The organism is Salinibaculum sp. SYNS191 (genome assembly GCF_037338445.1).
In the GTDB taxonomy this organism is placed as follows: domain Archaea; phylum Halobacteriota; class Halobacteria; order Halobacteriales; family Haloarculaceae; genus Salinibaculum; species Salinibaculum marinum.
Window position 1 is genome coordinate 1,733,251 of record NZ_CP147838.1, and the last position, 25,578, is coordinate 1,758,828.

26 protein-coding genes and 1 pseudogene are annotated in these 25,578 nt (G+C 69.0%); 15 read left to right on the plus strand and 12 right to left on the minus strand.

Annotated elements, in window-relative coordinates:
• Positions 1-21: 21 nt before the first annotated feature.
• The gene (locus tag WDJ57_RS09410; RefSeq protein ID WP_338905831.1) at positions 22-1,557 is read right to left on the minus strand and encodes a TrkH family potassium uptake protein; all 1,536 of its coding nucleotides are present in this window, start codon (positions 1,555-1,557) and stop codon (positions 22-24) included.
• Positions 1,558-1,675: 118 nt separating this feature from the next.
• Here WDJ57_RS09410 and WDJ57_RS09415 point away from each other — a divergent pair, with 118 nt between their 5' ends.
• The 4 genes from WDJ57_RS09415 to gnd are packed head-to-tail and all read left to right on the plus strand — an operon-like array spanning position 1,676 to position 4,525.
• Positions 1,676-2,173: a GNAT family N-acetyltransferase gene (locus WDJ57_RS09415; protein ID WP_338905833.1), complete on the plus strand. Its 498-nt coding sequence runs from the start codon at positions 1,676-1,678 to the stop codon at positions 2,171-2,173.
• Positions 2,174-2,175: 2 nt separating this feature from the next.
• Positions 2,176-2,805 (plus strand): class I SAM-dependent methyltransferase, encoded by a 630-nt coding sequence (locus WDJ57_RS09420; RefSeq protein WP_338905835.1) that lies wholly within the window; start codon positions 2,176-2,178, stop codon positions 2,803-2,805.
• 56 nt (positions 2,806-2,861) lie between these two features.
• On the plus strand, positions 2,862-3,581 hold the full coding sequence (locus WDJ57_RS09425) for a class I SAM-dependent methyltransferase (protein ID WP_338905837.1): 720 nt from the start codon (positions 2,862-2,864) through the stop codon (positions 3,579-3,581).
• Between the two features lie 38 nt (positions 3,582-3,619).
• Positions 3,620-4,525 carry a phosphogluconate dehydrogenase (NAD(+)-dependent, decarboxylating) gene (gene gnd, locus WDJ57_RS09430; protein WP_338905839.1) on the plus strand — a complete coding sequence of 302 codons (906 nt, stop codon included), beginning with the start codon at positions 3,620-3,622 and terminating at the stop codon, positions 4,523-4,525.
• Between the two features lie 21 nt (positions 4,526-4,546).
• Here gnd and WDJ57_RS09435 read toward each other — a convergent pair whose 3' ends face one another.
• Positions 4,547-5,515: an NDP-sugar synthase gene (locus WDJ57_RS09435; RefSeq protein WP_338905841.1), complete on the minus strand. Its 969-nt coding sequence runs from the start codon at positions 5,513-5,515 to the stop codon at positions 4,547-4,549.
• Between the two features lie 84 nt (positions 5,516-5,599).
• Between WDJ57_RS09435 and WDJ57_RS09440 the strand changes: the two genes are divergently transcribed.
• On the plus strand, positions 5,600-5,890 hold the full coding sequence (locus WDJ57_RS09440) for a transcriptional regulator (RefSeq protein WP_338905842.1): 291 nt from the start codon (positions 5,600-5,602) through the stop codon (positions 5,888-5,890).
• Here the strand turns inward: WDJ57_RS09440 and WDJ57_RS09445 are convergent, their stop codons facing one another.
• From WDJ57_RS09445 to WDJ57_RS09470, 6 genes are all read right to left on the minus strand, one after another.
• On the minus strand, positions 5,891-6,307 hold the full coding sequence (locus tag WDJ57_RS09445) for a Rieske (2Fe-2S) protein (RefSeq protein WP_338905843.1): 417 nt from the start codon (positions 6,305-6,307) through the stop codon (positions 5,891-5,893).
• Between the two features lie 645 nt (positions 6,308-6,952).
• The gene (locus WDJ57_RS09450; RefSeq protein ID WP_338906280.1) at positions 6,953-7,825 is read right to left on the minus strand and encodes an aminotransferase class IV; all 873 of its coding nucleotides are present in this window, start codon (positions 7,823-7,825) and stop codon (positions 6,953-6,955) included.
• Between the two features lie 5 nt (positions 7,826-7,830).
• Entirely contained in the window at positions 7,831-8,529 is a 699-nt protein-coding gene (locus WDJ57_RS09455; RefSeq protein WP_338905845.1) for an anthranilate synthase component II, read from the minus strand.
• Positions 8,526-10,001, minus strand: a complete 1,476-nt coding sequence (pabB, locus tag WDJ57_RS09460; protein WP_338905846.1) for an aminodeoxychorismate synthase, component I — start codon at positions 9,999-10,001, stop codon at positions 8,526-8,528. The genes WDJ57_RS09455 and pabB overlap by 4 nt, the downstream gene beginning before the upstream one ends.
• Before the next feature lie 45 nt (positions 10,002-10,046).
• Entirely contained in the window at positions 10,047-10,748 is a 702-nt protein-coding gene (locus tag WDJ57_RS09465) for a DUF4332 domain-containing protein (RefSeq protein ID WP_338905848.1), read from the minus strand.
• A 25-nt stretch (positions 10,749-10,773) separates the two neighbouring features.
• Positions 10,774-11,595, minus strand: a complete 822-nt coding sequence (locus WDJ57_RS09470) for a shikimate dehydrogenase (protein ID WP_338905850.1) — start codon at positions 11,593-11,595, stop codon at positions 10,774-10,776.
• Positions 11,596-11,692: 97 nt separating this feature from the next.
• Here WDJ57_RS09470 and WDJ57_RS09475 point away from each other — a divergent pair, with 97 nt between their 5' ends.
• From WDJ57_RS09475 to WDJ57_RS09505, 7 genes and pseudogenes are all read left to right on the plus strand, one after another.
• A complete protein-coding gene (locus WDJ57_RS09475; RefSeq protein WP_338905852.1) occupies positions 11,693-13,108 on the plus strand; it encodes a sodium/calcium exchanger protein in 1,416 nt (471 codons plus the stop codon).
• Positions 13,108-14,478 (plus strand): D-aminoacyl-tRNA deacylase, encoded by a 1,371-nt coding sequence (locus WDJ57_RS09480; RefSeq protein ID WP_338905854.1) that lies wholly within the window; start codon positions 13,108-13,110, stop codon positions 14,476-14,478. Before WDJ57_RS09475 ends, WDJ57_RS09480 begins: the two co-directional genes overlap by 1 nt.
• An 83-nt stretch (positions 14,479-14,561) precedes the next feature.
• Positions 14,562-15,725, plus strand: coding sequence for a cell division protein FtsZ (gene ftsZ / locus WDJ57_RS09485; protein ID WP_338905856.1), 1,164 nt, complete (start codon positions 14,562-14,564; stop codon positions 15,723-15,725).
• 104 nt (positions 15,726-15,829) lie between these two features.
• The gene (locus WDJ57_RS09490) at positions 15,830-16,300 is read left to right on the plus strand and encodes a pyridoxamine 5'-phosphate oxidase family protein (RefSeq protein ID WP_338905858.1); all 471 of its coding nucleotides are present in this window, start codon (positions 15,830-15,832) and stop codon (positions 16,298-16,300) included.
• 155 nt (positions 16,301-16,455) lie between these two features.
• Complete coding sequence (locus tag WDJ57_RS09495) at positions 16,456-16,638, plus strand: protein translocase SEC61 complex subunit gamma (RefSeq protein ID WP_338905860.1); 183 nt, start codon at positions 16,456-16,458, stop codon at positions 16,636-16,638.
• A gap of 110 nt (positions 16,639-16,748) precedes the next feature.
• Positions 16,749-17,132, plus strand: a complete 384-nt coding sequence (locus WDJ57_RS09500) for a transcription elongation factor Spt5 (protein WP_338906281.1) — start codon at positions 16,749-16,751, stop codon at positions 17,130-17,132.
• A gap of 141 nt (positions 17,133-17,273) precedes the next feature.
• Positions 17,274-17,372: pseudogene (locus WDJ57_RS09505) on the plus strand (transcription elongation factor Spt5); the annotation flags it as partial.
• 181 nt (positions 17,373-17,553) lie between these two features.
• Here the strand turns inward: WDJ57_RS09505 and WDJ57_RS09510 are convergent.
• Entirely contained in the window at positions 17,554-19,245 is a 1,692-nt protein-coding gene (locus WDJ57_RS09510; RefSeq protein ID WP_338905861.1) for an L-lactate permease, read from the minus strand.
• Positions 19,246-19,494: 249 nt separating this feature from the next.
• Positions 19,495-19,788: a DUF7565 family protein gene (locus WDJ57_RS09515; protein WP_338905863.1), complete on the minus strand. Its 294-nt coding sequence runs from the start codon at positions 19,786-19,788 to the stop codon at positions 19,495-19,497.
• A 141-nt stretch (positions 19,789-19,929) separates the two neighbouring features.
• On the opposite strand from WDJ57_RS09515, the gene WDJ57_RS09520 reads away from it, so the two are divergent.
• Positions 19,930-20,664: a PHP domain-containing protein gene (locus tag WDJ57_RS09520; RefSeq protein WP_338906282.1), complete on the plus strand. Its 735-nt coding sequence runs from the start codon at positions 19,930-19,932 to the stop codon at positions 20,662-20,664.
• On the opposite strand, the gene WDJ57_RS09525 is transcribed toward WDJ57_RS09520, so the two are convergent.
• Both WDJ57_RS09525 and WDJ57_RS09530 read right to left on the minus strand, forming a co-directional pair.
• Positions 20,658-21,149: a metal-dependent hydrolase gene (locus WDJ57_RS09525; protein ID WP_338905865.1), complete on the minus strand. Its 492-nt coding sequence runs from the start codon at positions 21,147-21,149 to the stop codon at positions 20,658-20,660. The genes WDJ57_RS09520 and WDJ57_RS09525 overlap by 7 nt on opposite strands.
• Positions 21,150-21,185: 36 nt before the next feature.
• Entirely contained in the window at positions 21,186-21,704 is a 519-nt protein-coding gene (locus tag WDJ57_RS09530; protein ID WP_338905866.1) for a CinA family protein, read from the minus strand.
• Positions 21,705-21,779: 75 nt separating this feature from the next.
• Here WDJ57_RS09530 and WDJ57_RS09535 point away from each other — a divergent pair, with 75 nt between their 5' ends.
• Together WDJ57_RS09535 and WDJ57_RS09540 are read left to right on the plus strand one after the other, a co-directional pair.
• Entirely contained in the window at positions 21,780-22,898 is a 1,119-nt protein-coding gene (locus WDJ57_RS09535) for a pyridoxal phosphate-dependent aminotransferase (RefSeq protein ID WP_338905867.1), read from the plus strand.
• A 50-nt stretch (positions 22,899-22,948) separates the two neighbouring features.
• Entirely contained in the window at positions 22,949-25,360 is a 2,412-nt protein-coding gene (locus WDJ57_RS09540) for an ATP-dependent DNA helicase (RefSeq protein WP_338905868.1), read from the plus strand.
• The last annotated feature ends 218 nt before the right edge of the window (positions 25,361-25,578 follow it).

Below are 25,578 nucleotides of genomic sequence, written 5' to 3' on the forward strand. Positions count from 1 at the left end.
CGGAGTCCCACCGGGTCGACCCTACCGCCGCCAGTACGAGGGCGTCAGGATGACCAGGATGGACAGAATCTCCAGGCGGCCGATCCACATCAGGGCGACCAGGTAGAGCTTCGCGGGGTCGGAGAAGGGCAGGAAGGAGTTCATCGGGCCGACGACGCCGAAACCGGGGCCGACGTTGCCCAGCGTGGCGATGGCGACGCTCGTGGCTTCGAGCGCCGACAGCGACAGGTCGGGGTTGGTGACGCCCTCGACGAAGACGACGACCGTCGACAGCGCGAAGATGACGAGGAAGACGAGGACGAACGTCACCAGCCCGCGGAAGGTGTGTTCGTCGATGACGCTGCTGTCGACGCGCAGCGGTCGGACCGCTTCCGGGTGGACCGTCGTGAACAGTTCCCGGCGCAGCGACTTCCCGACGACGTACCACCGGATTATCTTCACCGAGCCGGCCGCCGACCCCGCCGACCCGCCCAGAAACATGGCGAACAGGAGGACGACCTGTGCGGCCTCGCTCCAGGTGGTGAAGTCCATGCTGGCGTAGCCGGTCGTCGTGACGATGGCGACGACCTGGAAGACGGCCTGCCGGGCGGCGTGTTCGAGGTCGCCGGCGATGGCAGGGACGTTCTCGGGGACCGTCGCCAGGCCGACCCCCGTGAACAACAGCGCGGCGACGAACGCGCTCACGCCGGCCATCGTAGTGAGGTACGCCCGGAACTCGCCGTTGCCGAGGAGTTCCCCTGGCTCGCCGATGGCGGCGTACCAGAACAGCGCGAAGTTCGTGCCCGCGACGACCATGAACAGGATGATGGCCCACTGGGCAGCCGGTGAAAAGGCCTCGACGCTGCGGGCCTCGGGGGAGAACCCGCCGGTCGGCAGGCTCGACAGGGCGTGGGCGACGGCGTTGTAGAGGCCCATGTTCGGCGCGACATCGGCCAGGTGGAGCCCGTAGTAGACGACGACGGCGGCGGCGGTGAGCGCGATGTAGATGGCCCAGAGGATGCGCGCCGTCTTTCGAATCCTGGGCGTGAGTTTGGTGAGGTCGAAGCCCGGTGCTTCCTCGCGGACGAGCCGCGCGCCGCCGACGGAGAGTTCCGGCAGGATGGCGACCATCAGGACGATGATGCCCATCCCGCCGAGCCACTGTGTGAGCTGTCGCCACATGAGCATCGCGTGGGAGTGGGTCTCGAAGGAGATGTCCCCGAGCACCGTCGCGCCGGTCGTCGTGAACCCGCTCATGCTCTCGAACAGCGCGTCGACCGGCGCGGCGACGGTCCCGTTACCGGCGATGACGTAGGGCAGCGTCCCCAGAAGCGGGACGGCGAGCCAGGTCAGCGCGACGAGCAGGAACGCCTCGCGGTGGCCCAGGTCGTCGTCCGGGGCCTGCCACTCCAGGGCCGTCCCGACGGCGACGGCGACGAGGATGGTCACCAGGAAGGGCAGCGGGTCCTCCCCGTAGACGAGGGCGACGCCGACCGGTCCCAAAAGCGGCACGGAGAGATAGCGGTAGACTGTCCCGACGAGTCCGACGCTCACCCGCCAGTCGACGACCAGCGACATGTTCCACCAGCGGATGCGCGCCCACAAAGAGGTTTCCGAACGGCTCAGGACGGGCCTGGGCCGGGCGAGTGCTGCCAGCGGCAGTATACTTATCAGCCGAACCGGGCAATAATGTGATATGGTGCCAGATGTCACGATACGGCGCGCAACCGGCGACGACATCCCGGCGATACAGCGGGTCGCCCGGGCCTCCTGGCGGGAAGCCTACAGCGCGTTCGTCCCCGAGAACGTCATCGACGAGATGCTGGCCTACGGCTACTCCGTGGAGTTCCTGGAGGAGGCGATCGACACCCCCTCGGTGACGCTGTTCGTCGCCGAGGACGAGTACAGCGTCGTCGGCTACGTCAGTTGCGAGGCCCCCGAGGAGGGCGACACCGGCCAGATAAGCATCTACGTCTCGCCGGACTACTGGGCCGAGGGCATCGGGACGCAACTGCTCGACCACGCCGAATCGTTCCTCGCCGAGCAGGGCGCGGGCCGGCTCCAGGACGTCGTGCTGGCGGCCAACGACGTGGGCAACGCCTTCTACGCAAAGCACTTCGAGCACACCGCCGAGACGACGGTCGAGATGGGCGACGAGGAGTTCGAGGCGAACGTCTACTCCGCGGAGCTGTAGCGGTGGCGCGGCCCCGCCCGCGGACGCTCCCGACGCCGGACAGACCGATCGCGAGCGTCTACGACGCCGCCTACACGGGCGTCCCGAACTGGGACATCGGCCGGCCACAGCGTGCCTTCGTCGCCCTGGCCGAGACGGGACTGATCGAGAGCCCGGTGCTGGACGTCGGCTGCGGGACCGGCGAACTCTCGCTCTTTCTCGCCCGTCGGGGCCACCGCGTTCTGGGCATCGACCTCTCCTCGCTCGCCATCCGGCAGGCCAAGGCCAAAGCCGAGTGGCGGCGCATCCCGTCGCAGTTTCTGGTCTGGGACGCGCTCGACCTCCCGGGGCTGGCCGCGGGCGGGCTCTCCTTCCGGACCGTCGTCGACTGCGCGCTGTTGCACATCCTCGCGGACCGCGAACGGGACCGCTTCGTCGCCGGACTCGAAACGGTGGTCCGTCCCGGCGGGCTGTACTGCGTCCTCGGCGACGCCCGGCGGGACCCGAGAGACGTCTACGGTCTCTCGCCGGCGGAACTCCGCGAGCGCTTCGGCGACGGCTGGACCGTCGAGTTCGTCGACAAGACGGTCTTCGAGCGCCGGTTCAGCGCCAACCCCGCCTACGTCGCTGGCATCCGCCGGACCCCCGCGTGACCCGGTACCGTCAGTCATCACACGCTTATTGGGCTCGCCGCTGAATCCCCACCACGATGACGGACCCCTTCGGACGCGCCGTCCGCGACCACCACCGCGGGGAGCAGACGGCCCCGCTCGTCCAGCGCGCCGGCCCCGTCGAGCGCACCCACCCCATCGAGCAGTTCTACTTCGGGACCTTCCCCGACGACGCGACGGACGCGGCGTGGCTGGAATCCTGGCTCGACGGCCCGCTGCTGGACATGGGCGCTGGCGCGGGCGAGCACGCGCTGTACTTCCAGGAGCAGTTCGAGACGGTCGCCGTCGAGCGCTCCCCGGCGCTGGTCGAGACGATGGAGGACCGGGGCGTCACGGACGCACGGCAGGCCGACATGTTCGCGCTGCGGGACGCCTTCGACCGGGACCGCTTCGGGTCGGCGCTGGCACACGGCACGCAGACGGCGCTGGCCGGGTCGATGGACGGCCTCCGGCAGTTCCTCGGGGACCTCGGGCACGTGACGACGCCCGACGCGACGGCCGTCCTCGACGGCTACGACCCCGAAATCCCCGGCATCGCTGACCTGCTGGGTTTCCGCCCGGACCCGACGCCGGGTCTCGCCCACCGCGTGATGGCCTTCGAGTACGCGGGCGAGACGGGCGAGTTCCTGTACTTCCGGCTGTTCGGCCCCGAGCGACTCCGGGAGGCCACCGTCGGCAATGGGTGGGCCGTCGAGGAGGTCACCCGGCCGGCCGCCGACAACGATTACTACTTCCGGGCGGCGCTTGCGAAGGTCTGAACCACAACCCCTACCTGCGCGCCCGGCGACGCCGAGGTATGGAACTGGGCGTCATCGGACTCGGACGGATGGGACAGATAGTGGCCGAGCGCGTCATGGACGCCGGTCACGACGTGGTCGCCTTCGACATCGACGACGACGCGGTGGCGGCGATGGCCGACGCCGGCGCGACGCCGGCCGACTCGATTCCCGACGTGGCCGACGAACTCGGCGAGGAGAAGCGCATCTGGCTGATGGTGCCCGCCGGCGACCCCATCGACGCCGCGCTGGACGAACTCGCCCCACACGTCGACAGCGACGACGTCGTCGTCGACGGCGGCAACTCCCACTTCGAGGCGTCGACCCGTCGCGCATCTGAAACGGAGGCGGCCTACCTCGACTGCGGCACCAGCGGCGGCCCCGCCGGCGCGGAACTGGGCTTCTCGCTGATGGTCGGCGGGCCGGAGTGGGCCTACGAGGCGATGACCCCCGTCTTCGACGCCGTGGCGACCGGTCCCGAAGGCCACGACCGGATGGGCCCGTCGGGGAGTGGCCACTACGTGAAGATGGTCCACAACGGCGTCGAGTACGCGCTCATGCAGGCCTACGGCGAGGGCTTCGAGTTGCTCCACGAGGGCCGCTACGACCTGGACCTCGAAGCGGTCGCCCGGACCTGGAACAACGGCGCGGTCATCCGCTCGTGGCTGCTGGAACTGTGCGAGGAGGCCTTTCGCGAGGAGGGCACCGACCTCGGGGACGTGGCCGACCACGTCGCCGGCGGGTCGACCGGAACCTGGACGGTGCAGGAGTCGCTGGAACAGGAAGTACCGTTGCCGCTCATCTACCAGGCGCTGTCCGAGCGCTTCGGCTCGCGAGCGACCGGCGACGGCGAGGGCCGGTTCTCGCGGCGGCTGGCGAACCGCCTGCGCTACGGCTTCGGACGGCACGAGGTCGAGCGGCAGTAAGAGCGAGAGACGGCGAGCGGTCTACTCCCCGTTCTCGATGCGGCTGTGCGAGCCGATGAGCGCGCCGGAGAGGTCGAGGTCGCGGACGGTGGCCTCGCTGTCGACGATGGAGTCCCGGACCGTCGAGTCCACGACGGTCGCCCCGGGGAAGACCAGCGAGCGGTCGAGGTCGGCGTGACGGACCGTCGCGTCGGCCATGACGTGGACGTTCTCGCCGATAGCCGTGTCCTCGACGGTCGCGGAGTCGTCGACGATGGAGTCGCCGGACAGCGCCCACGCGACGGCTTCGAGGTAGCTCTCGGGCGTGCCGATGTCGAACCACGCGCCGTCGAAGGTGAAGGCGTGGACGTCGCTGTGCTCGACGAGCCACTGGATGAACCAGCCGGGCTCGTCGGGGTTGTTGCCGTCGGCCAGGTACTCGTCGAAGCGGACTGAATCGGCGGGGAAGGCGTAGCAGGCGATGGAGACGAGCGTGCTCGGCGGGTCCGACGGCTTCTCCTGGAAGTCGACGACGCGGTCCCCGTCCAGGTCGACCAGCCCGTAGGACTTGGCCTTCTCGCGGGAGCCGACGTCGTAGGCGGCCAGCGCGGGCGTGCCCTTCTCCTCGAAGAAGTCGATGAAGTCGGCGACGTCGAAGCTGATGAGGTTGTCGCCGGCGATGACCAGCAGGTCCTCGTCGGCGATGCCCTCGCGGTCGACGAGCTGGGCGAGCGCGCCGACGACACCGAACTTCTCGTCCTCGTCGGTCGTGTCCTCGATGGACAGTTGCGGCTTTTCCAGCCCGCTGTCGGCGACGTGGGACTCGAAGTCGTCGGCGAAGCGCTCGTTCGTGGAGACGTAGACGTCCTCGATGCGGTCGTCGGCCTCCAGCGCGTCGAGGATGGTGTCGATGACGGTGGTCTCACCGACGGGGAGGAGCATCTTGGGGCGGTGGCGCGTGACGGGCCACATTCGCGTCGCATAGCCCCCGGCGAGTACGACTGCGTGCATATGCGCTACGTCTGAAGGGTCGGGTAAATCCCTTTTCATCGACCGCCCGACAAAGCCTATGTTGCTCGCTCGCCAAGCGACGATATGCGCGAGGCGAGTCGCACCACGCGGGAGCGAATCACGGACCGCCTGCGCGAGAGTGCACTTCCTGCGGGCACGCTCGCCCGGGAGTTCGAGATACAGACCAGCGACGCGCTCGACCACGTCCAGCACATCGCCCGGTCGCTCGACAGCACCGACGAGCAACTGCTGGTCGCGCCGCCCGAGTGCCAGGAGTGTGGCTTCGACGGCTTCGACGACCTCGTGAACCGGCCCAGCCGCTGTCCCGAGTGCAAGAGCGAGTCCGTCACGGAGCCCGTCTTCCGCGTGGAGTAGTCAGTTACCGGAGAAGCCGATGCGGCCCCGCGAGGAGAGGTCGTGCTCGCCGGAGGGGCCGGTCTGCTCGAAGTCGTACTCGTCGTCGGTGAGATACACCGCACCGTCGGCGACGGTCACGTCCAGTTCCTCGATGGTCGCTCCCTCGCAGGGGCCGTAGGTGCAGTCGCCGGTCGCCCGCTCGAACGTCGCGCCGTGTTTCGTACAGACCAGTTCGCCGTCGCGTGTCTCCGCACCGCTGCCCTTGTCCAGGCGCACGTCCGTCCAGTGGGGACAGTAGTTCCGCAGCGCGACGACGCCACCGTCGATTCGGAGGAGAATCGCCTCCTCCAGGTCGAAGCCGTCGCGGACGGTGAACAGAAACGTGCTGTCGTCGGGGACCTCGTCGACTGCGACGATGCGACTGTCCTCGTCCATGTATCCCCGCGTTCGGACGCAGTCGGTTTGAACGGTACGGTTTCGGCAGGACGAACTCGCTCGACGGCAACGGCTGCCGCGGCTCGGCGGCGGGACAGTCGGGACCAGCAGCCGGAGACCGCGCGAAAACGGGTGCCACGGGCCGGGCCGACAGCGAGGACTGGGACCGGGACTGCGATGTGAGCGACGCGGGTACAGTGTCGCCCGCGCCGAACGCGGTGCCACCCCCAACGGTGACGTCCCGGTCCCCCGCCGCCGGCTGTGATGTCGTCTCCCCCCAGGTGACCGGTGGTGCCGGTCTCCCCCCTCAGGTGCCACCGGGGACGGGGCCGGTGCCGCCGTCTCCCCCCTGTCGTCGCCGGGGACCCCGGGTCACGTCATGCCAGTCGTGCCGGCGGCCCCGGCCGAGGTGGACGCGTCCCCTGCTCGGCCGCGCTCTCGTCCCGGAGCCGCCCGTCTCGTCGCCTGGCATGCATCCGTTCAGTGGTACGAGAGGAGCATAGAATGCGTGTCTAGAGACATAGGGTCACCCGCCGGATGCGCCGTCGTCCGGCGGTCTCGGCGCGGAGTGCCCCCGACACCGCGGCGGCAGGAGTATTCATGTTGGGGACGACAGCGGCGAGCACCCGGCGGGCCGGTGGGCGGTCAGCCGTAGTGGGCGCGCTCGACGCGCTCGTCGAACAGCTTCGCCAGCAGTTTCGTCATCGGTCCCACGTCCAGGGCCGCGCCGTCGACGCGGGTGACCGGTCGCACCTCCCACGTCGAGTTCGTGAGGAAGACTTCGTCCGCGGCGCGCAGGTCCGAGGGCGCGTACTCGCCGTCCTCGATGGGAAAACCCTCCTCGTGTGCCAGGTCGAGGACGACGCCGCGGGTGACGCCCGGCAGCAGGTCCTGGTCGGAGGTGGGCGTCTTCAGCGTCCCCGCGTCCACGAAGAAGACGTTGCTCGTCGCGCCCTCGGTGACGTGGCCGTTGAAATCGCGCAGCAGCGCCTCGTCGGCGTCGCCGTCACCGTGCTGGAGTTCCAGCCGCGCCAGGATGCCGTTGAGGTAGTTGTGGGTCTTGACGTTCGCGGGGACGGCGGCGCTGGGTATCTTTCGCGTCTCGACGGTCCGCACCGTCGCCGGGCCGTCCCAGACCGACTCGCCGGCCGTGCCGCCGCGCGGGAGTTCGCTGACGACGACGGTGATGGTCGGCGCGACGCGGGGCTCGGGGGTGAGTTTTCCCGGCTGGACGCCGCGGGTAATGGACAGGCGGGCGTAGGCGTCCTGGAAGTCGTTCGCGGCGACGGTCTCGAGCACGCGCTCGCGGAGGTCGTCTGCCGGCGGCATCGCCTCGTCGAAGTCGAGCGTCCGGCAGGTCCGCGCCAGGCGCTCGAAGTGGGCCTCCCACTCGAAGACGTCGCCGCCGTAGACCCGCAGCGTCTCGAAGGCGGCGTCGCCGTACATGAACCCGCGGTCGCGGACGTTCACGGTCGCTTCCTCGGCCGGGACGAGTGTGCCGTCGACGTGGTAGGTCAGGTCCGTCATGTGTCTGTAGTCGGTGTGGTCGGCGTCGCGTACTCGCGCAGGAAGTTGGCGACGAGTCGCTCGCCGGTGTCGGTCAGGATGCTCTCGGGGTGGAACTGCACGCCCACGTGCGGGCGCTCGCGGTGGCGGACCGCCATCACGACGGAGTCGTCGCCGTCGCCCTCGGTCCGGGCAGTCTCGACCAGGTCGTCGGGGACCGCGTCGCGGTCGACCGACAGCGAGTGGTAGCGGCCCACCTCGAATCGCTCGGGGAGGCCGGCGAAGATGCCGTCCCCGTCGTGGACGACGGTGGAGGGCTTGCCGTGGACGACCGCGTCTGCGTGACCGACGCGGCCCCCGCTGGCGGCACACAGCGCCTGGTGGCCGAGACAGACGCCGAGCGTCGGGTACTCCCGTTCGGCGAAGATGGCCATCGAGATACCCGCGTCCTCCGGCGTCCCCGGTCCCGGCGAGACGACGATGGCGTCGGGGGCCAGCGCGTCGACGTCGGCGAGCGTAATCTCGTCGTTGCGGCGGACGACGACCTCGCTGTCGTCTTCCTCGTCGCCGATGGCAGTCAGCCGCTCGTCGCTCGTCACGACCTCGCCGACGGTCTGGGACTGCGTCGCAGACCCCGGTGCGGTGACAACCGCACCGACGTACTGGACGAGGTTGTAGGCGAACGAGTCGTAGTTGTCGACGACGAGGACTCTCATGATTGCTCCACGCTCAGGTGTGCGCGCTCGCCGAGCGCCTCGTCGACGGCGGTGACGAGCGCCCGGCCCTTGTCCAGCGTCTCGGCGTACTCGCGGTCCGGGTCGGAGTCGTGGACGATACCCGCACCGACGCGGAGGTGGTACTCCTCGGCGTAGCGCACCAGCGTCCGGATGACGATGTTCAGCGTCGCGCGGCCGTCGAACCCGAAGATGCCGATAGAGCCGGTGTAGGGCCCGCGGCGCGTGGCCTCCACCTCGTCGATTATCTCCATCGTCCGCGGTTTCGGCGCGCCAGTGATGGTCCCGCCGGGGAAGACGGCGGCGACGGCATCCGCGAGGTCTGCGTCCTCGCGCAGGCGGCCCTCGACCAGCGAGACGAGGTGCATCACCTCCGAGTAGCGGTCGACGCGGCGGTACTCGGTCACGTCGACGCTGCCGTACTCGCTGACCTTCCCGAGGTCGTTGCGCTCTAAGTCGACCAGCATCGCGTGTTCGGCCCGCTCCTTCTCGTCGGCGAGCAGGTCCGCCTCCAGGCGCTCGTCCTCGGCGGGCGTCGCGCCGCGGGGGCGGGTCCCGGCGATGGGTTCGGTCACGAGGCGGTCGCCGTCGCGGTGGAGGAGCAGTTCCGGGCTGGCGCTGACGAGGTCCACGCCGGGGAACTCCAGCAGCGCGGAGTAGGGCGCGGGGTTGACCTCGCGGAGCGCGTCGAAGGCTGCGACCGGGTGGACGGCGGCGGGCGCGCGCAGGCGCTGGGAGACGTTGGCCTGGAAGGTGTCGCCCTCGCGGATGTACTCCTTCACCCGGCGGACCCGCTCGGCGAAGGCCGCGCGCGTGCAATCACTCTCGAAGCGGGCGGCGTCGGCCTCGACCGGCGGCGGGCCGATTGCTGGGTCGCCCTCGACCGCGCGGCGGGCGAGTTCGCGGGCGTGTTCCCGGCCGACGCGGTAGGCCTCGGCGACGGAATCGGGGTCGTCGGGGTCGGGGACGCGCGGGCAGGCGGTCACCCGCAGCGTCGTCGCCTCACCGTCGCGGGGTTCCTCCCAGGCGGCCAGGCGGTCGTAGACGGCAATCTGCAGGCGCGGGAGGTCCCGGTCGCGGGCGGCGTCGCTGGGCAGGGCCTCCAGTTCGCGGGCCACGTCGTAGGAGAGCCACCCGATTGCCCCGCAGGGGTAGGGCACGTCGCAGTCGCCGCGGACGAGCGTCCCGCTGTCGAGCAGCGCGTCGAGTGCCCCGAGCGTGTCGCCGCCGGGGTCGACCTCCAGAAAGTCCGCCGGGGTGACGCCGAAGTAGCCCCACCCGGACTGTCCGCCGGTGGTTTCGAGGTACGCGTCGCCGGTCCCCTCGCGGGCCCGGCGGTAGGCGAGAAAAGGGTCAGAGACGTGCACGCGGACCTCGACGGGCACGCGGGCACCCGGGGGAGCGGTCGCGGCAGTCGCCGCGAACGCCGCCCGGTCGGTGACGACCTCCGGCATTGTCGGCAGGAAGGAGCGGCGCGGGTAACCGTCTTGCGGTCGGGCTCAGAACTCCTCGGCCCGCTCGACCCAGTCGGCCGCCCGGCTCTCTGCGGTCTCGGCGGCCTCCGCGACGGTCGCCGCGTCTGCGGCCGCGAGGTCCGCCACCGTCGCGATGCCCGCCGCCTCCAGGCGCTCGCTGTAGGTCGGGCCGATTCCCTTTATCTCCGCGATGGACGGCGAGTCCTCCGCGGGTTCGGGTTCATCGGCGGCTTCGTCGGATTCGGGTTCGTCGGTCGGTTCGGCTTCCTCGGCGGCTTCAACTTCTTCGGCTTCCTCGGCGGCTTCAACTTCTTCGGCTTCCTCGGCGGCTTCAACTTCTTCGGCTTCCTCGGCGGCTTCAACTTCTTCGGCTTCCTCGGTGGGTTCAGCTTCTTCGACTTCGTCGAGTTCCGCCGTCTCGTCACTCTCGGCTGTCGCGTTCTCGGCGGTCGCTTCGTCGTCGGCCGGCGTCCCGGCGTCGTCGGTCGGTACTGCACCTGTGTCGGTCTCGTCGTCGGCGGGCGTCGGCTCCGGCGTGGCCGGTTCCGCGGGTGCCGCAGTCGCCTCCGGGGACTGGTCGGTACCCTTGACGGCGTGTTCGCTCTCGGCGGAGGGCTCGTGCTCGATGGTGACGTCCGGGTCGGAGCGCGTCGCCCCATCGGAGCGCGTCGACCGGCTCTTGCTGTCCGAGCCGAAGAGAGACCTGAGTTTATCCAGCAACCCCATGGACGGTACTTGCAACGGCGCGTACTTAAAGCCGTGTTCGAAGCGCGTCGTTCATCGCATCGACGGGGGCGGCCTCGCCGGTCCACTGCTCGAAGGCCTCGACGCCCTGGAACAGCAGCATCCACGCGCCGTCGACGGTGGTCGCCCCCGCGGCCGCGGCGTCCTGCAGCAGGCGCGTCTCCAGCGGCGAGTAGACGGCGTCCAGCACCGCGAGGTCTGCGTGCAACGCGTCGGCGGGCACCGGCGAGCGGTCCTCCTCCATCCCGACGCTGGTGGCGTTGACGAGCACGTCCGCGTCGGCCAGCAGGTCCGGAACGGCGTCGAGGCCGTGGCCCGCGGCGGCGTCGGGACCGGCGGGGTGGGACGCGGCGACGGCGGCGGCCAGGTCGGTCGCCTTCTCGACGGTCCGGTTGGCGACGTGGACGGTCATCCCCTCGTCGGCGAGGGCGAACGCCGCCGCCCGGCCGGCACCGCCAGCGCCGACGACGACGGCGGTGCCCGAGAGCGCCACGTCGTGGTGGGCGAAGGCGCGGACGACGCCGGCGGCGTCGGTGTTGTAGCCGGTCGGCGGGTCCGTCGCGAAGTCGACGGTGTTGACCGCGCCGATGCGGGCGGCCAGCGGCGCGGGGTCGACCGCTTCGAGGACCTGCTGTTTGAAGGGGATGGTGACGTTCAGGCCGCGGACGCCGAGAGTGGCGGCGCTCTCGACGGCGGCCGCGCCGGCGTCGTCGGCCGGTTCGAAGGTGACGTACCGGGCGTCGATGCCGAGTTCGTCGTAGGCGGCCTCGTGCATCGGCGGCGACAGCGAGTGTTCGACGGGGTTGCCGACGAGTCCGTAGACGTCCATACCCCCACCTCCGCCGGGCAGCGTATAATCGCCACGGCTCCGTGCCGCGGCGCGGACATCGCAAGGCATTCCTTCCGAACTCGCCAGTAGGCAGGTAGTGAGTCGTCTCCGTCACCCTCTCTCGGCGCTCGTCGCCGCCGCTGCCCTCTCAGTTCCCTGGGTCGCTATCTGGGCGACCGGGGGGGAGCTGGGCGACGTCGGGACCGTCGCCGTCAGCGGCGTCGCGGTGCTCGGTGCCTCCTTTCTGCTGGCCTGGGCCGCCGAGACGGCCGAGAAGGACGTCCCCCGGGCGTTCGCCATCGCCGTGCTGGCGGTGCTGGCCGTCGCACCGGAGTACGCCGTCGACGCCCTCTACGCCTGGAGCGCCGGCTCTGGCGGCGCGACAGCCGAGGCGTGTGCCGGCCTCGCACCGGAGTTCATCGAACGGGTCGGCGAACTCCCGGCCGAGCAGATAACCACCGCGCAGGAACGGCTGGCCGCCTCCTGTCACGACGCCAACCTCGCCGTCGCGAACATGACCGGCGCGAACCGCATCCTCATCGGCCTCGGGTGGGCCGGCATCGCCGTGCTCACGGTGTGGCAGGCCCGCCGCACCGCGGACCCCGCAGTCGAGTACCGCGAGGGCTGGCTCGCCACCCACGTGCGGCTCGACCGCGACATCGCCACCGAGATTACCTTCCTCTTCGCCGCGACGATGTGGGCCTTCCTCGTCCCGCTGGGCGGGGGCATCGACATCCTCGACATGGTGGTGCTCGTCGGCCTCTACGTCGTCTACATCGGCATCATCATCCGCGGCGACGTGGAGGCCGGCGAGCAACACGTGGGCGTGCCGGCGTACCTCCAGCAGTTCCCCCGGCCGCGCCGCGTCGCGACGGTCCTCGCACTCTTTGCCTACTCGGGCTTTCTCATCTTCATCGCCGTCGAGCCCTTCGCCCACGGCCTGGAGGACATCGGGAAGGCCATCGGCGTCCCCTCCTTCTTCATGATTCAGTGGATTGCGCCGCTGGCCAGCGAGTCGCCCGAACTCATCGTCGTCTCCGTGCTGGTCTACAAGGCCCGCTCGACGGCCGGGTTCAACGCGCTCATCTCCTCGAAGCTCAACCAGTGGACGCTGCTCATCGGCACGCTCGTCGTCGTCTACTCGCTGGCGCTGGGCCAGTACGGCACGCTCCCCTTCGACCGGATTCAGTCGGGCGAAATCTGGATTACCGCCGCCCAGTCCTTCTTCGCGCTGGCGCTGCTCGTCGACTTTCGCATCTCTGTGCGCGAGGCGCTCGCGCTGTTCGTCCTCTTCGGCTCGCAGGTGCTGCTGGAGTTCGTCTTCCTCAAGATATGGGAGCCGTTCCCCGAACCGAAGTTCGCGCTCCTGCTCGCCTACACGACCATCTACCTCGTGCTGGGGACCGGGGTGCTCCTCGCCCGCCGGAAGAAGCTCCGTGAACTGTTCCAGATGACCGCCGCGACCGTCCGCGACGCCGCCGGACGGGAACCGACACCGGACCACGCCGACTGATGCTCGGAATCCTCGTCTCCCGCGCCGACCGCGCCTCGACACACATCGGCGAGCACCTGCTCGACCTGGCCGACTGGGAGGAGGCGGAGGACGACAGCCGGGCCGACGCCGCCGGCGGCGGGACCGTCTACCGGACCGACGGGGCGGAACTCCGCGAGTTCGACGACCTCCATCTCCACCTTGACCGGCCGGCCGACGCCTACGACGACGTGGACCTGCTCGTCGTCGCCTCGAAACACGCCGGCGAGACGGGACGGCTACTGACCGCCCACCACACCGGCAACTTCGGGCCGGCCGACCACGGCGGCGCGGACTTCGCGCTCTCGCGGGCCTGCCCGAACGCCCACGCCCGCGTGCTGGACGCACTGGAAACGCACGCCCCAGAACGCTACGACGTGGGCATGGAGTGTACCCACCACGGCCCGACCGATGTCGGCGCGCCCTCGATGTTCGTCGAGGTCGGCTCCAGCGAGGCCGAGTGGGAGGACCCGGACGCGGCCCGCGCCGTCGCCCGGGCGATTCTCGACCTGCGCGGGGTCGCCCCCGACAGCCCGCCCGAGGACGGGGCCGACGACGACCGCCACCGCCGCCACCTCGTCGGTATCGGCGGCGGTCACTACGCCCCGCGCTTCGAGCGCGTCGTCCGCGAGACGGACTGGGCGGTCGGCCACGTCGCCGCCGACTGGGGAATCGAGGCGATGGGCGACCTCGACAGCCCCGACAGCCGGGCGGTGCTGGCCGCGGCCTTCGAACAGAGCCGGGCGGCCTACGCGCTGGTCGACGGCGACCGGCCGGACGTGGCCGCGGGCGTCGAGAACGCCGGCGGACGCGTCGTCGGCGAGACGTGGGTCCGCGAGACCGACGGCGTGCCGCTGGGGTTCGTCGACCGCGCGGAGGACGCGATTGCGACGGTCGCGGAGGGCCTGCGTTTCGGCGACCCGGCCGCGGGCTACGACGGGGACTTCTCGGTCGTCGACCTCCCCCGGGAACTGCTCGACGAGGTGAGCGGCATCGACCGCGAGGCGACGCGAGCCGCCGTCGCGGAGACGGCGCTGGCCTTCGACACCGAACACAACGGGACGCGCGCCAGCGGCCCCGTCGCGCTGGCCGACGCCGCCGACCGCGCGGCGATTATGGCGGGCTTACTCGACGTTCTCGAACGGCGCTACGACAGCGTCGAACGCGACGGCGACGAGGTAATCGCCCGCACGCAGGCGTTCTCGCCGGAGAAGGCCCGAACGCTCGGAATCCCGGAGGGACCGGCCTTCGGGAAGCTCTCGAACGGCCAGCCCGTCGAGGTGGACGGGGAGACGATTCCACCCGGGGCCGTGAGCGAGGAACGGGAACGCCGATTTCCACTGGAGAAATGACAATTTTCCAATGACACGTGGCTGACGAGCGTCAGACACAGGGGAAAGCCTATTAGGGGCGCTCTGTTAAGGGGCTCTTAAATATGGATTCCATTATCGACGACGCCATCGAGGAGGCCGAGGAGGAACGGGAGCAAGAGGCGTCTACGGGGGACGACGGGGGCGACGAGCCGACGACGGCCGAGAACCCGTCGACGTCCGGACAGATGACCGACGACGAACTCGCGTCGGTGGTCAAAGACCTCGAAACGAAAATCACCGTCGTCGGCTGTGGCGGGGCCGGCGGGAACACCGTGACGCGCATGATGGAGGAGGGCATCCACGGCGCGAAACTGGTCGCGGCCAACACCGACGCCCAGCACCTCGCGGACGAGGTGGAGGCCGACACGAAGATACTCATCGGCAAGAAGCGCACCGGCGGCCGCGGGGCCGGCTCTGTGCCCAAAATCGGCGAGGAGGCCGCCCAGGAGAACATCGAGGACATCCAGCAGTCCATCAACGGCTCCGACATGGTGTTCGTCACCGCGGGCCTCGGCGGCGGTACCGGGACCGGCGCAGCGCCCGTCGTCGCACAGGCCGCACAGGAAGCGGGCGCGCTGACCATCTCCATCGTGACGATTCCGTTCACGGCGGAGGGCGAACGCCGCCGCGCCAACGCCGACGCCGGCCTGGAGCGCCTTCGCGCCGTCTCCGACACGGTCATCGTCGTGCCCAACGACCGCCTGCTCGACTACGCGCCGTCGATGCCGCTGCAGGACGCCTTCAAAATCTGTGACCGCGTCCTGATGCGCTCGGTGAAGGGCATGACCGAACTCATCACCAAGCCCGGCCTGGTCAACGTCGACTTCGCCGACGTTCGCACCATCATGGAGAACGGCGGCGTCGCCATGATCGGCCTCGGCGAGTCCGACTCCGAGAACAAGGCCCAGGACTCCATCCGCTCGGCGCTGCGCTCGCCACTCCTCGACGTGGAGTTCGACGGCGCGAACTCCGCGCTCGTCAACGTCGTCGGCGGCCGCGACATGAGCATCGAGGAGGCGGAGGGCGTCGTCGAGGAGATATACGACCGCATCGACCCCGACGCGCGCATCATCTGGGGCGCGTCGGTCAACGAGGAGTTCGAGGGCAAGATGGAGACGATGATCGTCGTCACGGGCGTCGAGAGCCCGCAGATTTACGGCAAGAGCGAGGCCGAACGCGAGAAGGCCGCCCAGCAACTCGGCGACGACATCGACTACGTCGACTGACCCGCCGCGTCGCGACGGCCTCCCCGCCGAGGCGACTGGAATCCATTCTCCGCGCCGCTGACCTGTTCGCCAGGGTTAATTAGCTCGCCTGCCTGTGAGGCTACATGTCACACGACGAGAACCGGCGGTCCCTCCTCGGTGGCGCGTCCGGAAGCGACGCGCCCGTCGACGTGTTGCGTCGGGCCGACTTCGGCGTCCTGGGGCTGACGAAGGAGTCGGAGGCGTACACGGTCCCGCTGTCCTTCGGCTACGACGACGAACTGACGACGCTGTACTTCCTGCTGGCGTTCGACGAGGGGAGCAAGAAGCGGGAGTGCATGGCGACGACGGACGTGGCGAGTTTCGTCGTCGTCGACTCCGAGTTGCCGGACGCGTGGCAGAGCATCCACTTCACGGGGACGCTCGACAGGGTTCCCGAGGAGAAGACCGAAGTCGCGTACCAGACGCTCGCGGAGACGGCGGCGTTCCCGGCGCTCTACACCTTCGAGGAGTACGTCGAGGAGAGCACGGCGGAGCAGGAACTCTACGGGTTCGACGTCGAGACGGTGAGCGCGCGACAGAATTCGACCGCGTAGCGGCCTCACGGACGGGAAACCCCGCTGCCGGCCTGCACGGGGCAACCAGCGCCTGTTTTCGCGGGTCGGTCACCGCCAGTGAGACGACCGGGGGTCACTGTCAGGGTCCTCTCCTTGTAGAAAGATAGAAAAGCGCCGAGAGGGTACGACGGTGTATGAGAACACCCACGGACCTGAGTTCGTACATCCGCGTGCTCAAACTGGCGAGTACGCCCTCGTGGCAGGAGTTCTCGCAGGTGGCGAAAATCGCCGGTGCGGGTATCCTCCTGGTCGGATTCATGGGCTTTCTGATCTTCACGGTAATGTTCCTGATGCGATCGCTCGGGGGCATCGCGTGATGGCGGGGGATGTCGACGACTTCGAGGAGAGCGAGGAAGCGGACGACGACCACGACACGAGCATCTTCGCCGTGAAGACGACAGCCAGCCAGGAGCGCACCGTCGCGGACATGATAATGAACCGCGAGGAGCCGTCGATTCACGCCGCGCTCGCGCCGGACTCGCTGACCTCCTACGTGATGGTCGAGGCCGACGACGCCAGCGTCTTCGAGCGCATCCTCGACGAGATTCCCCACTCCCGCGGGGTCGTCCCCGGCGAGTCCGGCCTGGGCGAAGTCGAGCACTTCCTCTCGCCGAAACCCGACGTCGAGGGCATCGCGGAGGGCGACATCGTCGAACTCATCGCTGGCCCGTTCAAGGGCGAGAAGGCGCAGGTCCAGCGCATCGACGAGGGCAAGGACCAGGTCACCGTCGAGCTGTACGAGGCGACGGTGCCGATTCCGGTCACCGTGCGCGGTGACCAGATTCGCGTGCTGGACTCCGAAGAGCGGTAAGTACGCATCCGGCGACGGAGTCGCCGGTTCACGGGTCCTCACTCCGTTTGGACCCGCTTTTTTCGCCCACGTTTTTCAACGAGGGTGTTCGCAGTGAGCAAAGCGAACGAGGACACCCGAGGCAGAAAAAGGTGGAGGCGCGAGGACCAGGTCACTGTCGAACTGTACGAGGCGACGGCCCCGATTCCGGTCACCGTGCGCGGTGACCAGATTCGCGTGCTGGATAGCGAGGAGCGCTGAACGCAGTGAGGCGCTCCTCGGAAGACCGAGCGGGGAGTGGAACGACCCGCGAGGACCGGTGGCTCCTCGAACCACGCGACCGTCGAAGCCGTGAGCGGACGCCGAAGAGTCGGTGACCGCAGGAACGTACGCGGCTGTTTTCGAGTCGGTTCGGTGACCCAGTGGAGCGACGGGAGAGCGCTCAGGCGACCGAGCCGACGGAATAGACCAGGATCGTGCCGACGAACCCGACAAAGAGTGCGAAGATCACCGTCGGGACGACGGTCTTGCGCATGATGTCGCCCTCGCGGCCGGAGATGCCGACGACGCCACAGATCGCGGCGACGTTGAGCACCGAGATCATGTTCCCGACCCCGCCGCCAACGTTTTGAATCGCCACGGTCAGCGTCGGCGAGATCGAGACGTCGACCGCGGCGTCGTACTGGAGGACGCTAAACAGGATGTCCGAGGTCGTGTTGCTCCCGGTGACGAACGTCCCCAGCGCGCCGATCCAGGGCGAGACGATCGGGAGCGCGGCCCCGGCGCCTATCGCCAGGGCCTGCGAGAGGGCGGTCATCATCCCGATGAAGCCGGCGGAGTTGGTGGCCGACTGGATCATCACTTGCGTCAGCGAGACGGCGACTACCAGCGTCAGCGCCGCGGGCGCGACCTGGCGAACCGACTCCCCCCAGGCGTCGACCATCTCGCCAGTGTCCATCCTGTGGAGCAATCCAGTGAGGACCGCAACCGGGATGAACGGCATCGTCCCCGGGAGGTAGAGATACGCCAACTCCCAGGAGAGTTCCGTCCCGAGGATCGAGGACAGGCCCACGGTGAACTGCTGGAGCACCGGAACGAGATCGAAGGTCGGCCAGCGCGTGACAAGCAGGACGCCCCCGACCAGCAGGTAGGGCGTCCAGGCCAGCAACACCGGCATCTGCTTTTTCGGCTCCGTCTGGTTGATCTCGCCGAGATTCAGGCCGCCCAGCCACTGTTCGGACCAGTGTGACCGGTCGGGGAACGACCACCGGTCGTCCGGGATCAGGATGTCCCGGTCGGCCAGCACGATGCCGACCGCGAAGGCGACGAACCCGGCGGCGATCGAGGGCAAGGCCGGACCGATGAACCACGCGACGGCCCACTGGGTCAGGCCGGCCGACATCCCGAGGACGGTCGCAAACGGTGCGATCTCCGCGGTTGGGCGGGCCGCACCCCGCAAGGACCGTTCCCCCTCGTCGCCGAACCAGTAGGTCAGCAGGAAGACGCCGAGCAGTCCCCAGAACACGAACGTCAGCCCGGTCATCACGCCCGACCAGGCCGACACCAGATCCAGAAACGGACCGAGCGACTGCGAGGCCGGGAGCGTATCGCCGATCACGGCACCGACGCCGCCGATGATCGGGGTTCCCGCCGCGCCGAACTGGGGGTTTGGCGCGTTGAAAAACAGGCCAAACACCGCAGCACCCAGCGGAGGAAAGCCCAGCCCGATGAAAAGCGGTGCCGCGAGCGCGCCGGGCGTGCCGAACCCGGCCGCACCCTCGATGATCGTCTCGAAGCCGAGCCCGATGAGCAACAGCTGGACCCGACGATCCTCCTCGATGCCGCGGAAATACCACCGGATCGTGGTGATCGCGCCGCTCAGTTCGAGATAGTTCATCAACAACACGGCACCGAAGACGATGAGGATGATGCTGGATGCCTGTAACACGCCGTAGATTGCCGCAGCCATCCACCACGTGGGCTCCATTTGCCAGTATGCCAGACCGAGTACCGACGCAAGCACCCAGCCGACTCCCATCGACTTCGACGCCGACCATCGCAACCCTACGAGCAGGAGAAACGATACAGCGATCGGAACACTCGCCGCAAGTGCCAGGAATACAACATCTACCATGTGCACGTCAATATGATAATAAGCGAGTATATATTCGTCGGTACAGTTTCCTGAAAGCGCAATACAGCAGTTTTGTTTCCCATCTGAAGGAGATTATTGGTTCTCAGTGGGTAATATGATCTTATATTGTTTATATCATATATTCGTCATTATTTTCCACCGATCGGTCGGGCGGCGGACCACAGCGGACTCTGACAGTGAGCCAGAGAGAACGCGTCGTATCGCGCCGCCCAGTAGAAAATGGAGCCGTTACTTGCCCTCGATGCGGTCGACGACCTCGCGGATGTCTGCGGCGTCCTCGATGTCCTCCTTGACGTTCTCGCGGCGGCGGACGTCCGCAGCGCTGGCGTCGTAGGCGCGGACGTACTCCGCCCGCGAGTGCTCGTCGAAGGCGTGGCGGATGGCGAAGTAGCCATCGGGGACGACCGCACCGCAGACCTTGCACTCGATGCGGTCGTGCTCGGTGGCCTGGTGGACGATGAGGTCCTCGACCCGGTCGAACGTCGCGCCATCGCCATCGATAGCGCACTCCCAGCGTGCCATTATCGGATGCGATGCCACCCGCCGACATAAACGTTTGTCACGAACCCGTCGGTGAGCGGCCACTATCCGGTCGCTTCGGGATAGTAAATCACTACTTTCCGACCGACGGAGCCGAGAGTAGTGACGACGACACGCGTGGACATGCACGTGAAGGTGCTGGACGAGGGGGTCGTCGAGCGAGCGAAGCGGCGCGGCATCGACGTCCTGGTGTACGCGCCCCACTTCACGCGCTGGCCGACGATTCGCGACCGGGCCGTGGCACACTCCGACGAGGACCTGCTGGTCGTCCCCGGCAGAGAGCTGTTCACCGGCGACTGGCGCTCGCGGCGGCACGTCCTCGCGCTGGACCTCGAACGGCCGATTCCCGACTTCGTCACGCTGTCCGGCGCGATGGCCGAACTCGACCGGCAGGACGCCGTCACGCTGGTCCCGCACCCGGGCTTTCTCTCCTTCAGCCTCGAACGCGAGCACATCGCGGAGTACCGCGACCACGTCGACGCCATCGAGGTCTACAACCCCAAACACCTGCCCTGGGACAACCGCCGGGCGCAGCGACTGGCCGGCGAGTTCGACCTGCCACCCTTCACCTCGTCGTACGCCCACCTCCCGCGGACCGTCGGCGAGTGCTGGACGGCGTTCGAGACGGCTATCGAGGACGCCGCCGACCTGCACGCGGCGCTGCGCGAGGGCGTCGAGCGGACGGTCATGCACCGTCGCGGCCCGCAGCACACGCGCCGGCGCGTCCTGGAGTTCGCCCACATCGGCTACGAAAACACCTGGAAGAAACTCGACCGGGTCTACCTCTCGGGGACCGAGCCGACTCACCCGGGCCACGTCGCCTACGACGGGGCCTTCGACGACATCCGGGTCTACTGAAGCGCGGGTAGAATCGTCTGCTGTGCTTCGAGGACGACCGGCGCGGCGTACTTCAGCAGGAGGAAGGTCCCGGCGAGTTCGACGGCCGTCACCGTGAGCATCATGAGGTCGGTGTACTGGCTGTCCACGGGGATACCGAAGGGGACGTCGAACTCCTTGCTCCAGAGCGGGTAAAAGAGCGCGATGCCCCGCGTCGTCCCGAGCACGTCGAGGACGTAGTGGGTCAGCACACCCAGCCAGACCCACTGGAGGTTGCCGAAGTAGAGCGGGTAGGCACCGACGATAGCGAGCACGGGGAGGTTGTGCAGCGTCTTGCGGTGCTTGCCGAAGGCGGTGTCGACGTCGGGAAAGAGCGCGCCGAGGACGACGGGGACGAACACCTCGGCGATGGTCCGGAACGTCTCCACGTCGCCGCTCGGTTCGAGAATGTACCCCAGTCCGATGGCGAGCAACACGGCGTTGAGCACGTGCCCACGTTTGTTCATCAGGAGAGTGCTGGACGGGAACGCGTACAAGCCTTTTTATTGCACGTCTGTCACGGCCGCCAGCAGGTCGCGCAGCGCCTGCCGAACGACCTGCTCGCGGACCGCGTCCCGCGAGCCCTCGAACGTGTAGCGCTCGACGGTCGCCCCGGACTCGCCCGACTCCCAGGGGGCGGCCTCGGCGACGCCGACGAAGGCAGTGCCGACCGGGCGCTCGTCGCTGCCCCCGCCGGGGCCGGCGATAGCGGCAGTAGCGAGTCCCCAGTCGGTCCGCGCGCGGTCCCGCGCGGCGCGGGCCATCGCCTCGACGGTCGGCGCGCTCACTGCGCCGTACTCGTCCAGCGTCTCGCGGGGGACGGCCAGTTCCTCCCGCAGCGAGTCGTAGGCGTAGGTGACGTACCCGCGGTCGAGGTACGCGCTCGCGCCGGGCGGGGCGGTCAACAGGGCGGTGACGAGGCCGCCGGTCGCCGCCTCGGCGACGGCCACCGTCTCGCCGGCTTCGCGGAGCGCGTCGCCGACGCGGCGCTCGATGGGCGGGTCATCTGCGTCGTCGTCCATGTGCGAACATGGGACGAGGGGCGCAAAAAGCCACGGACAGAAAGAGACAGGTAGCAGCGGCCACCAGCGGCCGGTATGGACTACGAGACGCCGCAGTTCTTCCGCGTCATCCAGTACGCGGCCCGCGCCGACCGCGACGTGGTGGACATGGTCAGCGGCAGCCCCGACTGGGACCCGCCCGACGCGCTCCGCGAGGGACTCCACGCCTACGCCGACGCCGACCCCGACGAGTTCCAGTACCCGCCCAGCGTCGGGCTCAAAGAACTACGAGAAGAAATCGCCCAGCGCCGCGGCGTCGACCGGAGCCGCGTGGTCGTCACCAACGGCACCGGCGAGGCCAACCACCTCGCGATGGCCGGCGGCCTGGAGGCGATGTCCGGCGACGAAATCCTCCTGGCCGACCCGGTCTACCCCTACTACGCCGGCCGGGTGAACTTCCTCGGCGCGGACCTCGCCTTCGCACCGGTCGCCGAGGACGGTCACCTCGACCCCGACACGGTCCGCGAGCGCGCCAGCGAGGACACCGCGGTCATCGTCGTCAACTCGCCGAACAACCCGATGGGCGTCACCTACGACGCGGAGACGATGGCGGAACTGGTCGCCGTCGCCGAAGAACACGACGCCCTGCTCGTCAGCGACGAGGTGTACGACCACTTCGATTACTCGGGTCGGTTCGCGTCGGCGCTGTCGGTCGACTCCGACCACTACGTCGCCACCAACGCCGTCTCGAAGTCGATGGCCATCACCGGGTGGCGGGTGGGCTACGCCGTCTTCCCGGACCCCGACGGCCCCCACGGTGACCTGCTCGACACCGCCCGGACGCGACACATGCTGACGAACGTGACCGGCTCCCGGCCCGCGCAGGCGGCCGTCCTCCACGCACTGCGGAACACCGGCCCGGAGTACTACGAGGGCGTGCGGTCGCTGCTCGAAGCGCGCATCGACACCTTCACCGACGCGCTGGACGCCGCGGGCGCGGCGTACACCGACCCCGAGGGCGCGTTCTACGTGATGGCCCGGTTCCCCGACTTCCCGGGGACCTTCGAGAACGTGGAACGGCTCATCGACGAAGGCGGCGTCGCGGGGATGCCCGGCGAGGCGTTCGGCGAGGCCCGCGCAGACTGGATTCGCTTCTCGCTGACGACCGACCGCGTGGAGACGGCCGCACAGCGGCTGGTCGACTTCTTCGCGTGACCGGGGTCACATCCGTACGTTCAAAGGTGAGCGCGACCCAGTACCCCTGAATGGCCGACAGCGAGGTGACCGACCGGTGGCGCGACTTCTTCGGCTTCGAGGAGCCCTACGACAACCAGGCCGACGCCGTCGAGTCGGCGATACAGGTCGGGCGCGCGAACGGCTACCTCGCGATGGAGGGCCCCTGCGGGACCGGCAAGACCATGGCCGCGCTGACCGCCGGCGCGACGCTGGTCCGGGAGGGCGACTACGAGCGCATCGTCGTCGTCACGCCGGTCAAACAGCAGTTACAGCAGTTCGTCGACGACCTGCGGACGATGAACACGGGCCTGGAGGAGCCACTCCGTGGCATCTCCCTGGTCGGCAAGCGGGACCTCTGTCCGTACGGCCGGGAGGGAGCCTTCCCCGAGGACGCGAGCACGCACGACCGCTGTGAAGACCTGCGCGAGAACACGGCGCGGCTGGTCGAGAGCGACCGCAAGAGCGACGACCGCGCAGTCGCCAGCACGGCCGTCGGCGGCGAGAGCGAGGAGATATGGTGGGACCCGCAACGGGGCAGCGACCTCGCCAAACACGCCCGGCCGGACGGTCCCGGCCAGCAGACCTTCGAGGACGCACTGGCGACGGCCGGGGCGACCAGCCCCTATCGGACCAGTCAGCCCAGCGCACCCGAAACGATGGTCGAGGGCGACGACACGCCGCTGTACTGCCCGTTCGAGGCCGACTGGTACGCCCGCAACAAGGGCTCGCCCGTCGACTTCGGGGTCGGCGAGAATCACGTCGTCACGGCCGAAGACTACCTGCCGGCGGCGACCGAGCGCGGCACCTGCCCCCACCGCGTGATGGGCGTCCTGCTGGAGGAGGCCGACGTGGTGGTCGGCAACTACAACCACCTGTTCGACCCCGACTCGCGGCCGCTGCTGGAGTCGATTCTCGACGAGCGTACCTTCGTCGTCGTCGACGAGGCCCACCGGCTGGAGGAGCGCGTGCGGGACCTGCTCTCGGACCGCGTCGGCCGTGCGACGCTCAAGCGGGCGCGAAACGACTGCCAGGCGTTGCTCTCCCGGGCGCGCCAGACGAGCGAGCACAAACAGCAGGTGGCGGACAGGCTGGCCAGCCACGACGTGCCCATCGAGGCCGTCGAGCGGGCACGGGAGTTCTACGACGACGCGCTCACGTGGCTGGACGAACGCGTCGCGGACCACCTCACCCGGGAGTACGGCCCCGAGTGGCGCGGCGGCAACACCGGCGACCTGCCCGACCGGACCGTCGAGGTGCCGCTGCGGGACCCGGAGACGGTCGAGCAGGACGAACTGACCGCGTGGGCCGAGCGGGAGGGGTACACCGGGGACCTGTGGCGCTCGCTGCCCGCCGTCGGCGCGGCCGTCGAGGACACCATCGACGACCTCGGCCTGACGCGGACGCCCGTCTGCGCCGCGGTCGGCGTCATCGCCAAACGGTGGTGGGAGAAGGACCACGCCAGCTACCTCCGGGAGATAGAACTGGAGTACAGCCCGGCCGACGAGCGGAGCGCGGACCGACCCTGGCAGACCCAGTACACCGCCGGGCTGGTCCTCTTCGAGTGCATGCCCGGGGACACCCTGAAGGACGTCTTCGCCGGGCTCGGCGGGGGAATCCTGATGAGCGCGACGCTGGAGCCGCTGGACGTCTTCGGGGAGGTGGCGGGCCTGGAGGCGCTGCGGCGGGCCGACCGGCCGGTCGTCGAGCGGACGTACACGCTCCCCTTTCCCGAGGAGAACCGTGCGAGCTGGCTCGTGGACGCGACGCCGTTCACCGCGCACAACCGCGGCGACCCCGCCGAGAACGCCGACCAGAAGACGTGGACGGCCACGCGCGACGAGTACGCCCACGTGTTGCGGACGCTGGCGCGCTCGCCCGGGAACGTCCTCGTGGCGATGCCGAACTACCGCGAGGCGGCGTGGGCCGGCGAGTACCTCCGGGACGCCGTCGAGAAGCCGGTCCTGGTCGACGAGAGTTCCTCGAACGACGAGACGGAGGCGCTGAAACGGGAGTTCTTCGCCGGCGACGGGAAAGTGCTCGTGACGAGCACGCGCGGGACGCTGACGGAAGGCGTCGACTACGACGGGGACAAACTCCACTGCGCGGCCGTCGTGGGCGTCCCGCTGGTGAACATCGGCTCGCCGCGCGTGCGAGCAGTGCGGCGCGCCTACGCCGACGCCTTCGGCGAGGACAGCGCCTTCGAGTACGCGCTGACCGTGCCGGCGGTCCGCCGCGCGCGCCAGACCATCGGGCGGGTCATCCGCGGCCACGAGGAAGTGGGGACGCGCGCGCTCGTCGGCCGGCGTTACACCGCGGGAGCGCGCCACAGCGTCCACGGCTACCTCTCGCCGGGCGAGCGCGAGGAGTTCGTCCGCCTCACGCCGGAGTTCCTGTCCGACCAGCAGGACCGATTCTGGGCGGACCAGCCGTCGCCGGAGTAGGGTAGGAACTCCCTACCGTCTCCCGGCAAGGACGCCAGGACATCACAAAACATATTAGAGGAGGGACAAGCGGTACAATCGATGCCGGTCTGTAACAACTGTGGCGGGTTCGTCACTGAGCGATACGTACGGGTGTTCACTCCGGAGGGATACGAAGGGCCGCGTGTCTGTCCGAACTGCGAAGACAAGCTCCGCGATGGCGCCGACGTCCGCGAGGC